12 protein-coding genes and 2 rRNA genes (1 of these 14 only partly in view) are annotated in these 15,455 nt (G+C 49.1%); 13 read left to right on the top strand and 1 reads right to left on the bottom strand.

What is annotated here, in order from left to right:
- From MKY97_RS25715 to pssA, 10 genes are all read left to right on the top strand, one after another.
- Window positions 1–1,990: ribosomal RNA gene (locus tag MKY97_RS25715) — 23S ribosomal RNA — on the top strand; it begins 1,076 nt to the left of the window's first position.
- Window positions 1,991–2,140: 150 nt separating this feature from the next.
- A 5S ribosomal RNA gene (gene rrf / locus MKY97_RS25710) occupies window positions 2,141–2,257 on the top strand.
- 187 nt (window positions 2,258–2,444) lie between these two features.
- Window positions 2,445–3,629: a GNAT family N-acetyltransferase gene (locus tag MKY97_RS25705; RefSeq protein WP_342552985.1), complete on the top strand. Its 1,185-nt coding sequence runs from the start codon at window positions 2,445–2,447 to the stop codon at window positions 3,627–3,629.
- A gap of 477 nt (window positions 3,630–4,106) precedes the next feature.
- Window positions 4,107–4,568, top strand: a complete 462-nt coding sequence (locus MKY97_RS25700; protein ID WP_110899255.1) for a CtsR family transcriptional regulator — start codon at window positions 4,107–4,109, stop codon at window positions 4,566–4,568.
- 31 nt (window positions 4,569–4,599) lie between these two features.
- Entirely contained in the window at window positions 4,600–5,112 is a 513-nt protein-coding gene (locus MKY97_RS25695) for a UvrB/UvrC motif-containing protein (RefSeq protein ID WP_342552984.1), read from the top strand.
- Window positions 5,113–5,140: 28 nt separating this feature from the next.
- On the top strand, window positions 5,141–6,211 hold the full coding sequence (locus tag MKY97_RS25690; RefSeq protein WP_342552983.1) for a protein arginine kinase: 1,071 nt from the start codon (window positions 5,141–5,143) through the stop codon (window positions 6,209–6,211).
- A 201-nt stretch (window positions 6,212–6,412) separates the two neighbouring features.
- Window positions 6,413–8,875: an ATP-dependent Clp protease ATP-binding subunit gene (locus tag MKY97_RS25685; RefSeq protein ID WP_342552982.1), complete on the top strand. Its 2,463-nt coding sequence runs from the start codon at window positions 6,413–6,415 to the stop codon at window positions 8,873–8,875.
- Between the two features lie 292 nt (window positions 8,876–9,167).
- Window positions 9,168–10,535 carry a DNA repair protein RadA gene (radA, locus tag MKY97_RS25680; RefSeq protein WP_090924698.1) on the top strand — a complete coding sequence of 456 codons (1,368 nt, stop codon included), beginning with the start codon at window positions 9,168–9,170 and terminating at the stop codon, window positions 10,533–10,535.
- A gap of 13 nt (window positions 10,536–10,548) precedes the next feature.
- Window positions 10,549–11,625 (top strand): DNA integrity scanning diadenylate cyclase DisA, encoded by a 1,077-nt coding sequence (gene disA, locus MKY97_RS25675; RefSeq protein ID WP_342552981.1) that lies wholly within the window; start codon window positions 10,549–10,551, stop codon window positions 11,623–11,625.
- A gap of 41 nt (window positions 11,626–11,666) precedes the next feature.
- A complete protein-coding gene (gene pssA / locus MKY97_RS25670) occupies window positions 11,667–12,398 on the top strand; it encodes a CDP-diacylglycerol--serine O-phosphatidyltransferase (protein WP_342552980.1) in 732 nt (243 codons plus the stop codon).
- A gap of 123 nt (window positions 12,399–12,521) precedes the next feature.
- Here pssA and MKY97_RS25665 read toward each other — a convergent pair whose 3' ends face one another.
- Window positions 12,522–12,917, bottom strand: coding sequence for a DUF1573 domain-containing protein (locus MKY97_RS25665; protein WP_342552979.1), 396 nt, complete (start codon window positions 12,915–12,917; stop codon window positions 12,522–12,524).
- Between the two features lie 172 nt (window positions 12,918–13,089).
- On the opposite strand from MKY97_RS25665, the gene MKY97_RS25660 reads away from it, so the two are divergent.
- From MKY97_RS25660 to ispF, 3 genes are all read left to right on the top strand, one after another.
- Entirely contained in the window at window positions 13,090–14,175 is a 1,086-nt protein-coding gene (locus tag MKY97_RS25660) for a PIN/TRAM domain-containing protein (RefSeq protein ID WP_342552978.1), read from the top strand.
- A gap of 101 nt (window positions 14,176–14,276) precedes the next feature.
- A complete protein-coding gene (gene ispD / locus MKY97_RS25655; protein ID WP_342552977.1) occupies window positions 14,277–14,969 on the top strand; it encodes a 2-C-methyl-D-erythritol 4-phosphate cytidylyltransferase in 693 nt (230 codons plus the stop codon).
- Window positions 14,966–15,442: a 2-C-methyl-D-erythritol 2,4-cyclodiphosphate synthase gene (gene ispF, locus MKY97_RS25650; protein ID WP_017692052.1), complete on the top strand. Its 477-nt coding sequence runs from the start codon at window positions 14,966–14,968 to the stop codon at window positions 15,440–15,442. The genes ispD and ispF overlap by 4 nt, the downstream gene beginning before the upstream one ends.
- The last annotated feature ends 13 nt before the right edge of the window (window positions 15,443–15,455 follow it).

Below are 15,455 nucleotides of genomic sequence, written 5' to 3'. Positions count from 1 at the left end.
GTGTGTGTTAAGTGGGAAAGGATGTGGAGTTGCACAGACAACCAGGATGTTGGCTTAGAAGCAGCCATCATTGAAAGAGTGCGTAATAGCTCACTGGTCGAGTGACTCTGCGCCGAAAATGTAACGGGGCTAAACACACCACCGAAGCTATGGCTTGGATCGACTTCACTGCTTCTTTGAGGCGGTGTTTACCACAAGGACATTTTTGTCTAACAAGGTTTGAAATCTTGGAAGACCAAATGTTTCTCAGGGGATAAACACAGGGCTTCGAAGCTGGAGTGAAGTCGATCCAGGGGTAGGGGAGCGTTGTATGTACGTTGAAGGTGTACCGTAAGGAGCGCTGGAGAGCATACAAGTGAGAATGCCGGTATGAGTAACGAAAAGATCAGTGAGAATCTGATCCGCCGAAAGCCTAAGGGTTCCTGAGGAAGGCTCGTCCGCTCAGGGTAAGTCGGGACCTAAGGCGAGGCCGAAAGGCGTAGTCGAAGGACAACAGGTCGAAATTCCTGTACCACCGTAAATCGTTACGAGCGATGGGGGGACGCAGTAGGGTAGTGACGCAGGCTGATGGATGCCTGTCCAAGCAGTAAGGCTGATGTGTAGGCAAATCCGCACATCGTAAGGCTGAGCTGTGATGGGGAGTGAAAATTACAGTAGCGAAGGTCATGATCTCACACTGCCAAGAAAAGCCTCTAGCCAGATGAAGGTGCCCGTACCGCAAACCGACACAGGTAGGCGAGAAGAGAATTCTAAGGCGCGCGGAAGAACTCTCGTTAAGGAACTCGGCAAAATGACCCCGTAACTTCGGGAGAAGGGGTGCCCCGGTAGTGTGAATAGCACGAGGGGGCCGCAGTGAAAAGGCCCAAGCGACTGTTTAGCAAAAACACAGGTCTGTGCGAAGCCGTAAGGCGAAGTATACGGGCTGACGCCTGCCCGGTGCTGGAAGGTTAAGGGGAGTGGTTAGGAGCAATCCGAAGCTGTGAACCGAAGCCCCAGTAAACGGCGGCCGTAACTATAACGGTCCTAAGGTAGCGAAATTCCTTGTCAGGTAAATTCTGACCCGCACGAATGGCGTAACGACTTGGGCGCTGTCTCAACGAGAGATCCGGTGAAATTTTAATACCTGTGAAGATGCAGGTTACCCGCGACAAGACGGAAAGACCCCATGGAGCTTTACTGCAGCTTGATATTGAATTTGGGTACGATCTGTACAGGATAGGTGGGAGCCTTTGAAGCATGAGCGCCAGCTTGTGTGGAGGCACCGTTGGGATACCACCCTGATCGTATCTAGGTTCTAACCTGGTGCCCTTAGCGGGTACGGGGACAGTGTCAGGTGGGCAGTTTGACTGGGGCGGTCGCCTCCTAAAGAGTAACGGAGGCGCCCAAAGGTTCCCTCAGAATGGTTGGAAATCATTCGAAGAGTGCAAAGGCATAAGGGAGCTTGACTGCGAGACCTACAAGTCGAGCAGGGACGAAAGTCGGGCTTAGTGATCCGGTGGTACCGCATGGAAGGGCCATCGCTCAACGGATAAAAGCTACCCTGGGGATAACAGGCTTATCTCCCCCAAGAGTCCACATCGACGGGGAGGTTTGGCACCTCGATGTCGGCTCATCGCATCCTGGGGCTGAAGTAGGTCCCAAGGGTTGGGCTGTTCGCCCATTAAAGCGGTACGCGAGCTGGGTTCAGAACGTCGTGAGACAGTTCGGTCCCTATCTGTCGTGGGCGTAGGAAATTTGAGAGGAGCTGTCCTTAGTACGAGAGGACCGGGATGGACGTACCGCTGGTGTACCAGTTGTTCCGCCAGGAGCACCGCTGGGTAGCTATGTACGGACGGGATAAGCGCTGAAAGCATCTAAGCGTGAAGCCCCCCTCAAGATGAGATTTCCCAGTATGTAAGACCCCTTGAAGACGACGAGGTAGATAGGCTGGGGGTGGAAGTGCAGCAATGCATGGAGCTGACCAGTACTAATCGGTCGAGGGCTTATCCAATAGCAAGTTTTGAGTCGCGTGAGTTTCGTTTCGAATCTAGTTTTCAGAGAACAACACTCTGAATGACATGAAAATCGGTACATCCCTTAAGGTGTGGTTGGTTTTCAGTTTCATCTGAATGGAAAGAAGTACAACTTCGATCCAATCGCGTTTGGTGGCGATGGCGGAGGGGTTCCACACGTACCCATCCCGAACACGACCGTTAAGCCCTCTAGCGCCGATGGTACTTGGACCGCAGGGTCCTGGGAGAGTAGGACGCCGCCAAGCAAAGAACCACTGCCGATGATGTTCGGTGGTGGTTTTTATTTTATATATCTTTTTCAGGAGATGCATCATGCATCTCCTGTTTGACTTTATGAGTAACCTCTGACAAACTCAAATGTATGGAGCAGCATCGTATAACCTTTTCACAAGAAATGGGCTTACACTACAAGAGAATGAGGTGCAGGATCATATGGAACTTCGCAAATTAACAACTGACGATTATGAGGCATGTATGGCTCTTTCCGAATATGCTTTCCAGTTCACGATGACAGAGGAACAGCTGGAGAGACGCCGTCAGGAATTTGCTGCACACAATGTACTGGGTGTATATGCAGATGGCCAAGTTGGGGCCAAACTTCAGATTATTCCTTTTCAAACCTATATAAATGGAAGATCGTTTGAGATGGGCGGCATCGCGGGTGTAGCCACTTGGCCGGAATACAGACGAAAGGGCTGGGTAGCAGGACTGCTGCAGTATGCACTGGAAGAGATGAATCGGAATAAGCAGAGTGTGTCCTTCCTGCATCCGTTTGCATTTGCGTTCTATCGGAAGTATGGATGGGAAACCTACGTTGAATATAAGAAATACAAACTGACGACTTCCCAACTGCCAGCTAAAAAACAGACGCCAGGTGTGATTAAACGAAATAATCCCGAGCTTGCTGTATTGAAGCAGGTATACAATGTCTATGCAGCGCGTTACAACGGAACGTTGAATCGTGATGACGCTTGGTGGACGAATTCAGTTTATGTCAAAAAAGGAAGCCAGCGGGCTGTTTACTTTGACGAGACGGGTGTACCACAGGGATATGTACTTTACGAAGTTAAGGAAGGCAAATTTACAATTGGTGAGATGATTCATCTCAACGAAGAGGCGAGACAAGGACTATGGACATTCATATCTAATCATGATTCCATGGTTGATGAAGTGACTTTGCAGGCACCTGCACGGGATATGCTTGCTTTTCAATTGGACAATCCTCGGATCCAGCAGGAGATTGTACCATACTTTATGGCGCGAATCGTAAGTGTGGAGCAGTTCATTTCGCAGTACCCTTTTGCAAGCCAGGACTCACCTGTACAGATTTTGCTTGAGGTTGAGGATGCCTATGCTCCTTGGAATGAAGGGGTATGGGAATTGAATGTGGCAATGAACGGAACAGCTTCGATATGGAAAAAGTCCGGATCAGAGCATGTTGGTCAGGAAGATCAGACGCTTCGCCTGAACATTCAATCGCTCACGGCGGTATTAATGGGATATCGCAGACCGGCAGAGATGGCCCAGATCGGCAGACTGGAAGGACCAGCTGCCGCGGTCCAAGCGCTGGAGAAGGCGGTTCCGGAGCGTGAAACCTATTTGCTTGATTTTTTCTAAGAGGTATATTGTTCAGCCGGATTAGACCGGGCAGATTCAGAGGGTAATCGTAAGACAATCAGACTTCTCCTGACATTTGGGAGAGGTTTTTTTGTGTCAGGCGAATATTTCGTGTAAAATCGTAAAAAATGAATAGTGCCCCCACTTGGCAAACCAGTAAAATATGCTATAATGTATATAAAGTCAAAGAAAGTCAAAGTCAACTGAAGGCTGAATAATAATGATTTCACCTATGACAGGATGTCGCGCTCTCTTACTGCTCTCTAATGATTGAAAAGTATCGTATTTCGGATACAAGTCATTTGGAAGATCAAGGGATATTAAAGGACCTTCGTGCTTCCTTTGTTCTCCTGTTTAGCACCTCAGTCAGCAAGATTCGCTGTTTCTCTGAATGGTTAAATGGGTGGAGAAGGTGTACTCTGTGGGGGCGTGCAGGTCCTTATTGACTTAACGTTTCAGACAGTGGAGGATGATTGGATGCGTAATATCTCTGATATTATCGAACGATATCTGAAGGGTATTTTGCATGAAAGTCCCGAAGGAATGATTGAAATTCAGCGTAATGATCTGGCAGATCAGTTTTCATGTGTACCTTCCCAGATCAATTATGTCATCAGCACCCGTTTTACTCTTGAAAAAGGTTACCTGGTAGAGAGTAAACGCGGCGGCGGTGGATATGTTCGCATACAGCGCATTGAATTGCCTGCCCAATCAGCACTGCATAATCATCTGCATCATAGTATTGGTGAGGAGATTGGACAGACTGCTGCTGAAGGGCTGATCTATCAACTGGAAGAAGCGCGTTTTTTAAGCAAGCGGGAAGCCGGTTTGATGCGTGCAGCTGTGTCGAGAGAGGTTCTAATGGTCAAACTTCCTTACCGGGATCAAATTCGTGCCAGAATGTTGAAGGCGATGCTAATATCTTTGCTCGGTAAATGAAAACTATCGGGATCAAAGGAGGTACATCTATATGCTGTGCCAAGAATGTAATAAACGTCCGGCTACACTGCATTTTACGAAAATTGTAAATGGAGAGAAGACGGAATTCCATATCTGTGAGTCATGTGCCCGTGAGAAGGGCGAGATGATTCCTGGAACAGCAGGAGGATTTTCGATTCACAATCTGTTGTCCGGTCTGCTTGATTTTGATCCGGCAGGCAAAAGTGCAGCACCTGCCAAGGCGCTGCAGTGTGAAGAATGCGGCATGACCTATGCCCAGTTCAGTAAAATCGGCCGTTTTGGCTGCAGTTCCTGTTACAAATATTTTGACAGCCGCCTGGACCCGTTATTCAAACGAGTGCATGGCAGTACATCACATGTAGGTAAAGTTCCTGCCAGAGCAGGTGGACGTATCAAAGTGAAACGGCAGATCGCCGATCTGAAGCAGCATCTGCAGCAGAGCATTGCTCAAGAAGAATTTGAAGAGGCTGCTCAGATACGTGACCAAATCAGGGAACTTGAAAAAGGAATAGCTCAGGAGTAAAGTTTGTCATGAGTAGGAGGGAAGCATAATGCCTAATCTGCGCTTTACAGAGAAGGCGCTCAGTGACTGGATGCGCAGCGATGCGGCTGATTCTGAGATTGTCATCAGCAGCCGTGTCCGGATTGCACGTAATCTTCAGCATATCCCGTTTCCCATGCTGGCTTCGGGTGAGCAATCGGAAGAGGTGCTGAATAAGCTGAGCGAAGTACTTCAGTACGATGACGTACACGCCTTTGGAGATTTTACTACACTCGATCTGACGGATATCGACGAACTCGACAAGCGTGTGCTGGTGGAGAAACATCTGATCAGTCCGAATCTTGCGAATGAATCGAGAAACGGGGCCGTAATCCTCAGTGAAGATGAATCGGTAAGTATTATGATTAATGAAGAGGATCATCTGCGTATCCAGTGCCTCTATCCGGGGTTCCAGGTAAAAGAAGCCTGGGAGAAAGCTTCCGCTATAGATGATGCATTTGAAGCGCACGTGGATTATGCCTTTGATGATCGCAGAGGTTATCTGACCAGCTGCCCAACAAACGTGGGCACAGGTGTAAGAGCATCAGTCATGATGCATCTTCCCGCACTCGTCATGACCCAGCAGATCGGTCGTATTCTCAGCGCTGTATCCCAAGTGGGATTAACGGTGCGTGGGATTTACGGTGAAGGCAGTGAGGCGATGGGCAACCTGTTCCAGATCTCCAACCAGATTACACTTGGACAGACGGAGCAAGAAGTGATCGAAAATCTGCACAGTGTCGTTTTACAGATGATCGGTCATGAACGTACAGCAAGAGAACGGCTGATTACGGATTCCAGATTACGTATTACGGATCGTGTGATGCGTTCATATGGAATTCTATCTCATGCGGCCATTGTCGACACGAAGGAAGCTGCGCAGCGGTTGTCTGATGTACGTCTTGGCGTAGACTTGGGACTGCTGAATGGGCTGTCCATTCCAGTGATGAATGAGCTGAATGTGATGACACAGCCTGGATTTTTGCAAAAAACGTATGGGGATATGCGTACCGATGAGCGTGATATCTATCGGGCTCAGTTAATTCGTGATACGATCAATGCAGCTAAAAGTTCTGGGTAAACTCTACCTAAAATTCAAGAAACTATTTCGGTTTCATGCCGCTTCTGCGGCTTTTATATAATAAGGTCTCCGCTTCTGCTGGAGTACCCATGATTTTATTCGCAGCATGGCTGCCAAAAAAATGATATGAAGAATACGAAGGATGATGAACTCGGGTGAGAGTCCCTTCGTTTTATCCAAAACCATGGAGGTGCAGGAGATATGATGTTTGGAAGATTTACGGAACGGGCCCAAAAGGTGCTCGCACTCGCGCAGGAAGAAGCTGTCCGTCTCGGTCATAATAACATCGGTACGGAGCATATTTTGCTCGGCCTCATTCGTGAAGGCGAAGGCATTGCTGCCAAAGCACTGATCGGCCTGGGACTCGGATTGGAAAAAATTCAGGATGAAGTAGAGACGCTGATTGGTCGCGGCCAAGAGCAGCCTACGAACATTGCATATACGCCGCGTGCGAAAAAAGTAATTGAACTGTCCATGGATGAAGCTCGTAAACTTGGCCACACGTATGTGGGCACAGAGCACATTCTGCTTGGATTGATTCGTGAGGGTGAAGGGGTTGCAGCACGTGTGCTCAACAACCTCGGTATCAGTTTGAACAAGGCACGTCAGCAAGTGCTGCAGCTGCTGGGCAGCAGTGAAGCTGTCTCCAGTCACAACGGCACACCGGCTAACGTAAGCACACCTACACTCGACAGTCTGGCACGCGACCTTACCGCTTACGCCAGAGAGAACAACCTGGACCCGGTTATTGGGCGCAGCAAGGAGATTGAACGTGTCATTCAGGTACTGAGCCGTCGTACCAAAAACAACCCGGTATTGATCGGTGAACCTGGCGTAGGTAAAACCGCTATTGCTGAAGGTCTCGCACAGAAAATCATTGCGAACGAAATTCCAGAAACATTGCGAGACAAACGCGTAATGACGCTGGATATGGGTTCGGTTGTAGCCGGAACCAAATATCGTGGTGAATTCGAAGATCGTTTGAAAAAAATCATGGATGAGATTCGTCAGGCCGGTAACATTGTCCTGTTCATCGATGAGCTGCACACGTTGATTGGCGCAGGCGGAGCTGAAGGTGCAATTGATGCATCAAACATTTTGAAACCAGCTCTGGCTCGTGGCGAACTGCAGTGCATTGGTGCAACGACACTTGATGAGTACCGTAAATACATTGAGAAAGATGCTGCGCTGGAGCGCCGCTTCCAACCGATTACAGTGGATCAGCCTTCACCGGAAGAAGCGATTCAAATTCTGCACGGTCTGCGTGATCGTTATGAAGCCCATCACCGTGTGAAAATTACGGATGAAGCGATTGTGCAGGCAGTCAAATTGTCTGATCGGTATATTACGGACCGTTTCCTGCCAGATAAAGCAATCGACTTGATTGATGAAGCTGGATCAAAAGTAAGGCTGAACTCATACACGATTCCGCCAAACTTGAAACAATTGGAGAGCCGTTTGGAGGATATCCGTAAGGAAAAAGACGCTGCGGTTCAGAGCCAAGAATTCGAAAAGGCAGCTGCGCTTCGTGATACAGAACAAAAGATTCGTGAAGAATTAGATACCACGAAAAATCAATGGAAAGAAAAACAAGGCCGTACCGATTCCGAAGTAACGCCAGAGGATATCGCTCAAGTGGTTGCCAACTGGACAGGAATTCCGGTGAACAAGCTGAAGGAAGAAGAAACGCAGCGTTTGATGACTTTGGAGTCCATTCTGCATGAACGAGTGATCGGTCAGGATGAAGCAGTTAAATCAGTAAGCCGTGCCGTTCGCCGTGCACGTGCCGGACTCAAAGATCCGAAACGTCCGATGGGTTCATTTATCTTCCTCGGTCCTACCGGTGTAGGTAAAACCGAACTCGCTCGGGCACTTGCTGAAGCAATGTTTGGCGACGAGAATGCCGTAATCCGGATTGACATGTCCGAGTACGGAGAGAAACATTCCACAGCACGTCTTGTCGGAGCGCCTCCAGGATATGTGGGATACGAAGAAGGCGGTCAGCTGACAGAGAAAGTTCGTCGCAAACCGTACTCCGTTGTCCTCCTGGACGAAGTGGAGAAAGCTCACCCGGAAGTATTCAACATCCTGCTGCAGGTGCTTGAAGATGGTCGTCTGACCGATTCCAAAGGACGTGTGGTTGACTTCCGCAATACACTGATTATCCTGACGTCTAACGTAGGTGCAGAAGCGATCAAACGTAACTCCACCCTTGGTTTCACGGCTGTTGTCGATGCAGGTGCAGATTACGATAACATGAAGGGCAAAGTAATGGATGAGCTGAAGAAAAGCTTCCGTCCTGAGTTCTTGAACCGGATTGACGAAATTATCGTGTTCCACTCCCTCGAACAGAAACATATCGCTGAGATTGTTACACTTATGAGTGAGGAACTGCGGAAACGGCTTAACGAATATGAGGTTGATTTCGAGCTTACGGATAACGCTAAGGCCTTCCTGGCCAAAGCTGGGTTTGATCCTGCTTACGGTGCACGTCCGCTTCGTCGGGCGATCCAGAAGCATATCGAAGATAAATTGTCCGAAGAGCTGCTGACGGGTAATGTGACCAAAGGCGACTCCCTGCTTATTGACGAAGAGAATGGTGCATTGTCGGTTACCAAGAAAGATGCACCGGTGCCATCGAACGAGGAAATTGAAACGAAATAAATACAGCTTGCGCGGCTGACTACAGCAGACCTGCAGGGTGTATGATAATCCTTCCCGGCTTCGACCGGGGAGGATTTTTTTGTATATGTCAGATGCCGGATGGATCTGTTCGAGAAATTAATAGGAATGCAGCGATAATTTTAGGAACATGTGTAAAGTTTGCGATAATCCTTTACGAAAAATCTCAAACAATGGTAAACTTTTAGTAACCCTGCATGTCAGGACTGCGAGCAAAATTCGTCGAATAATGCAAAATGCTGTTATAAAATAATATATTTATAGGAGTGCTGAAGTGGCCAAAGTAAAAACCAAGTTTCAATGTACAGAATGCGGCTATGAAGCCCCAAAATGGTACGGGAAGTGCCCTGGTTGTCAGTCCTGGAATTCGATGATAGAAGAAACCGAAACGGTAGTCAAAACACAAGGGAGAAATTCTCCTCTGTTTGACAGTAAAGATAAACCGCTTCCTATCATAGATATAGATAGCGGTCAGGAGCCGCGTGTACAGACTGGAATCGGGGAGCTTAACCGTGTTTTGGGCGGGGGTATCGTACCTGGTTCGCTCGTTCTGGTGGGGGGCGACCCCGGGATCGGAAAGTCAACGTTAATGTTACAAACGTCTCATGCACTGACCCACTCGGGGCTGCGTGTGTTATATGTGTCCGGGGAGGAATCCGTGAAGCAGACCAAACTGCGTGCAGACCGCCTCGGTGCACTGTCACCTGAGCTGTATGTGCTGTGTGAAACCAATATGGAACGGGTGGAGGAAGCGGTGGATCAGATCCAGCCGCATTTTCTGGTCATCGACTCGATTCAGACCGTATATCTGCCCGAAGTTACCAGTGCACCAGGAAGTGTAGCGCAGGTAAGGGAATGTACGTCCAGATTCATGCGGATTGCCAAAGGGCGAGGCATTGCAACAGTTCTTGTAGGGCATGTTACCAAAGAAGGTGCCATCGCCGGCCCCCGCATGCTGGAACATATGGTGGACTGCGTATTATATTTTGAAGGAGAACGGCATCATACGTATCGTCTCCTCCGTGCCGTGAAGAACCGTTTTGGTTCTACCAACGAAATCGGCATATTTGAAATGGGAGAAGACGGTCTTCGTGAAGTCGGCAATCCCTCAGAGTTATTTTTATCTGAACGTCCGCTCGGAGTAGCGGGATCTACGGTTGTAGCCAGCATGGAGGGTACGCGGCCGATGCTCGTGGAGCTGCAGGCATTGATTTCGACGACGCACTTTCCATCTCCGCGCAGGATGGCAACGGGGATAGATCATCATCGCTTAAATCTGATCATTGCTGTGCTGGAAAAGCGGATGGGCATGTTCCTGCAGACACAGGACGCCTATCTGAACGTGGCTGGCGGGGTAAGGCTGGATGAGCCTGCTGTCGATCTGGCTGTAGCGGTCAGCATTGCCTCCAGCTTGAGGGATGTGCCGACCAAGCCTGATGATGTCATCTTTGGCGAGATTGGCCTGACCGGTGAGGTTCGTGCCGTATCAAGGGCGGAACAGCGTGTGAAAGAAGCCGCGAAGCTGGGATTCAAACGGGTTATTTTACCAGAAAAAAGCTTAAAGGGCTGGAAACATCCTCGCGGGATACAACTGATCGGTGTAAATACCGTGGCAGATGCACTAGCGGTTGCTTTAGATTAGGGGGCATAACAAGATGAAGGATTCAAGCCAACTGGACAATATGAATGATTTGTTAAGGCTGATCGCACCGGGTACACCTTTCCGCGAAGGTCTGGAAAATGTGCTGCGTGCCAAGACGGGCGCACTGCTTGTTGTAGGATACAGCCCTGAAGTGATGGAAGTGGTGGATGGGGGATTTTCGATTAACTGTGATTTCTCCCCGAACTATCTGTATGAGCTGGCTAAAATGGACGGTGCGATTATTCTGAGTGAGGATTTGAAGCGGATTTTGTATGCCAACACCCAGCTGATCCCGGATTCCTCCATCTCGTCATCCGAGACAGGTATTCGTCACCGGACGGCAGAGCGGGTGGCAAAACAAACCGGCAAGCTGGTGGTATCTATCTCACAGCGCCGGAATATTATTACCCTGTATCAGGGAACACTTCGATACTCGCTTAAAGAAATCGGGGTAATTTTGACCAAAGCGAATCAGGCCATTCAAACGCTCGAAAAGTATAAAGCGGTACTGAAGCAATCCCTTACAAATCTGAGTGCCTCTGAGTTTGAGGAACTGGTGACGATTCCAGAAGTGGTTAACGTCATTCAGCGTACAGAAATGGTGCTGCGGATCAAAACGGAGATTGAACGATATATTGATGAACTGGGTAACGAAGGCAGGCTCATTTCCATGCAGATGGAAGAACTTGTGGGTACAACAGAGGAAGAGGCGTGGCTGCTGTATAAAGACTATGCCCGGGACGACAGTGATGACAAAATCCGCGAAATTATTATGGGCCTGAAAAGATTGTCGGACGATGAGCTTCTTGATGCTCACCATATCGTACGGCTGCTCGGTTACCCTTCATCTGCGGCAACGTCTGAGGATTCGGTTGCACCGCGCGGATATCGGGTATTAAATAAGATCCCACGTCTGCCTAATGTAATTATTCATAATCTTGTGGATCAATTCGAGCAATTACCCCATGTCATCATGGCAACAATTGAAGAACTCGATGAGGTGGATGGCATTGGTGAGGTTCGCGCCCGCACCATCAAGCAGGGACTCAAACGTCTGCAGGAGCAGATGTTTATTGACAGACAGATGTAGGAATCGCCGTTAACGGCTTCTAATGAATGAGGTGAAACAACATGTTAACCAGATTCATTCCAAATCTTTTTACCTTGGGTAATCTGTTTCTTGGCATGCTGGCCATTTTGCTGGCGATTAACGGGAAATACAGTTCAGCCGCAATTATGGTTATCGTTGCCATGCTGCTGGATGGTCTGGATGGACGGGTGGCAAGAGCGCTTAATGCACAGAGTGAATTCGGCAAGGAACTGGATTCCTTGTCTGATATGATTTCCTTTGGTGCAGCGCCTGCATTAATCATTTTTATGGTGTCATTTCAGGATGCTATGCCGATCTTTGCCTGGATTGCTACGGCGGCCTTTCCGATCTGTGGTGCAATTCGATTAGCGAGATTTAACGTACGTCCGGGTATTCCGGGGTATTTTACAGGCTTGCCCATTCCGGCTGCAGGTGGGGTACTCGCTACACTTTCCTTGTTTCACAAAGATATCGGGCCGATCAGCATGATGATTGCTGCGCTGTTGTTGTCGTATCTGATGGTCAGTTCGCTGAAATATCCCAATTTCAAAAAAGTCGGATTGCCCCGCAAGGCGATCTGGATCGCCCCGTGGGTTGTGCTGCTGGCCGTAGCGCTGGCTGTTCTTTTCCCGGATCAGCTTTCGAAACTGATCTTTATCCCGCTGGTGCTGTACGCCTTATACGGCATGAGATACAGCATGAGAACGGCAGCTTCCCGCAATCGTGCCCAGAAACGCAAGAATAAGAAATCTTCCCGATCTTCCGACAATTAAAAATGCAGCGCATTTCATCATAAGCACCAACATTATTATAAAAAAGCACGTACGTTCCTGAAAGGGAGCGTACGTGCTTTTTGTTTGATTTTGCTGATCTATGCTAAGGAGCGGACAAATTAACTAGGACAGATTGAACAAGCCCAGCGTTGAACATTTCTGTGATTCGTGATTTACGACCTCTTCCATGTTGATGTCCAGCAGATTGCAGAGAGCAGACATATAGAACAGGTTTCGCCCCAATTCGGAGCTGATTACCTCTTTGCAATTCTCACACAATTCACCTTCCACATGCGTTTCCAGCAAACCCTTGGATTGAGAAATCTCGTTTTCGGGTGCATATTGCTGTTTGGTGGCGTGCAGCTCAATGCAGCCGCATTCGGTAATGGCTTTGGACACAGCACGGTTAACAGAGGCTCCGGCTTGTCCTGTCTTGGACAGTACATCAATCAGGCTGCGATGACGCAGCAGCAGTTCGGAAACTTGATCCTGAAAAGCCTGTAAACTTAGCGTACTCATTTTGCCACTCACCTCGGGATATGAATTGAATTCATTATATGCCAATAAAAGTCTCACTTTCAACTGACGAATGGAACATTTCCAAAAACTTCATGCAGGGGCGATTAGCTTTTCGAAAATTGGATCATACTGGATATGAAAATGAAGAATGATTGAGGAGGTGCAGGAACTCATGTGGAGAAAAGGCATTTTAACTTTTACTGGATTGTGCGGCGCATGGTTCGGGTACACGGCATATTATCTGGCAGGAAAGTCTATACCCTGGATGGCTGAATGGATTCAGTCAGCAGGATTGCTGGGGGCTGGTGTGTCAACACTGCTGGGAGCAGTACTTTTTATGTCCGTATGTACGATTGGCGGCACAATGATTGCAAACCGATTGCACAGCAGTATCGATTCTTTAGCGAGAATACCGATGAACGAACTGGCTGCTGGTGCGGCAGGCATCGTAACCGGACTGCTGGCTGCATTACTGCTGTATCCCTGCCTGGCCTGGCTGGGAACTGCAGGAGAGGTGCTGCAGGTGGCTCTGACGGTCATTGCTGCGTATTCAGGATACAGTTTGGCTATGGCCAAAAAAGACGATCTGGCGGCATTCTGGAAGTCTGGACGGTGGGGACATCCCGAGGCGGAAGAAGAACGACGGATGGAAGAACATAAAATTTTGGACACCAGCGTCATTATAGACGGAAGAATCGCAGATATCTGCAAGACAGGGTTCATCGAAGGCACGATTGTTATTCCCGAATTTGTACTGGAAGAGCTGCAGCATATAGCAGACTCATCGGATCTGCTCAAGCGCAACCGCGGGCGCCGCGGTCTGGATATTTTGAACAAAATCCAGAAGGAGCTTGATGTGCAGGTCCTGATCTACGAAGGCGATTTCGAGGAAATTTCCGAGGTGGACAGCAAACTGGTGAAGCTCGCTAAAGTACTGCAGGGCAAAGTCGTCACCAATGACTTCAACTTGAACAAAGTCTGTGAACTCCAAGGGGTATCTGTACTGAACATCAATGATCTCGCGAATGCGGTGAAACCGGTTGTGCTGCCAGGAGAAGAAATTATGGTGCAGATTATCAAGGATGGCAAGGAACACGGGCAGGGCGTAGCTTATCTGGATGACGGAACGATGATTGTGGTAGAAGGTGGACGCGAGTATATCGGCATGATGATGGAAGTGCTGGTAACGAGCGTACTGCAGACGTCCGCGGGACGAATGATTTTTGCCAAGCCGAAACTGTTGGAAAAAGCCCAATAAAGCGGTATGATGGGTAGTGTATCGTTGAACGATGATGGGTATCGAATCAGATATGAATTGTTGCCCGGCGATAAACTGACAGACAAGGCAGGGATTGCGGCATGGATAAAGGGTGGGGCGTTGTCATTGTAGCGGCTGGTCGGGGAACCCGCATGGGCACAACCGAAAGCAAACAATTTTTGCTGCTGCAGGACAAGCCCGTTTTCATACATACGCTTGAAGTATTTGCGGCTCTGGACGAGATTCGCGAGATGGTCCTGGTTACAGGAGCTGCAGATGTTGAACGATGCCTGAAATGGGTAAAAGAATACCAGCTGGAATCGCGTGTCCGCGTCATCCCCGGAGGGAAAGAGAGACAGCATTCGGTCTATGAAGGCCTTCGGGCGCTCGGTACCGATGGCGTCCTCGTTCACGACGGGGTGCGTCCTTTTGTGACCCGTGAGCAGATCAGAAACTGCATGGCTGCCGCCGCATCGGGCGGAGGTGCTGTGCTGGCTGTGCCGGTGAAGGATACGATCAAACAAGTGAATGCGGAAGGTGTCGTTACGGCGACGCCTGACCGCAGCAGTCTGTGGAGCATTCAAACCCCGCAGGCTTTTCGTCTTTCTTCCCTGCTGGAGGCTTATGAATCGGCGGAGCGTGACGGGTTTCTGGGGACGGATGATGCCATGCTGGCTGAGCGCCAGGGAATGTCGGTCAAGGTTGTGGAAGGCAGTTATACCAACATCAAACTAACGACACCGGAAGATTTACAGTATGCCGCGTTTTGGCTCGAGGGAGAGAAGAAGCGATGATACGTGTAGGACAAGGATTTGACGTGCACCAACTGGTGGAAGGTAGGCCGTGTATTATTGGCGGGGTAACGATTCCTTATGAAAAAGGGCTGCTGGGCCACTCGGACGCAGACGTACTGCTGCATGCCATTAGTGATGCGATTCTTGGTGCGCTGGCACTCGGAGACATCGGCAAACATTTCCCGGATACCGATCCGGAATTCAAGGACGCCGACAGCCTGAAACTGCTGGAGCATGTATGGCAGCTTGTGAAGGACCGCGGTTATAAGCTTGGGAATATCGATTCGACGATTATTGCCCAGAAGCCTAAAATGGCGCCGTATATCCCGCAGATGGCTGAAGTGATCGCTAAAGCGCTGGAAGCGGATGTGACACAAGTGAACGTGAAGGCAACAACAACAGAGCAGCTTGGGTTCCCTGGTCGGGGAGAGGGAATTGCAGCCCAATCGGTTGTATGCCTGGTACGTGTGTGATAATATCAACCAA

This window comes from Paenibacillus sp. FSL R7-0652 (assembly GCF_038595045.1).
In the GTDB taxonomy this organism is placed as follows: Bacteria; Bacillota; Bacilli; order Paenibacillales; family Paenibacillaceae; genus Paenibacillus.
The sequence above is the reverse complement of the archived record's forward strand: the minus strand, read 5'-3'. Positions and strand labels throughout refer to the sequence as shown.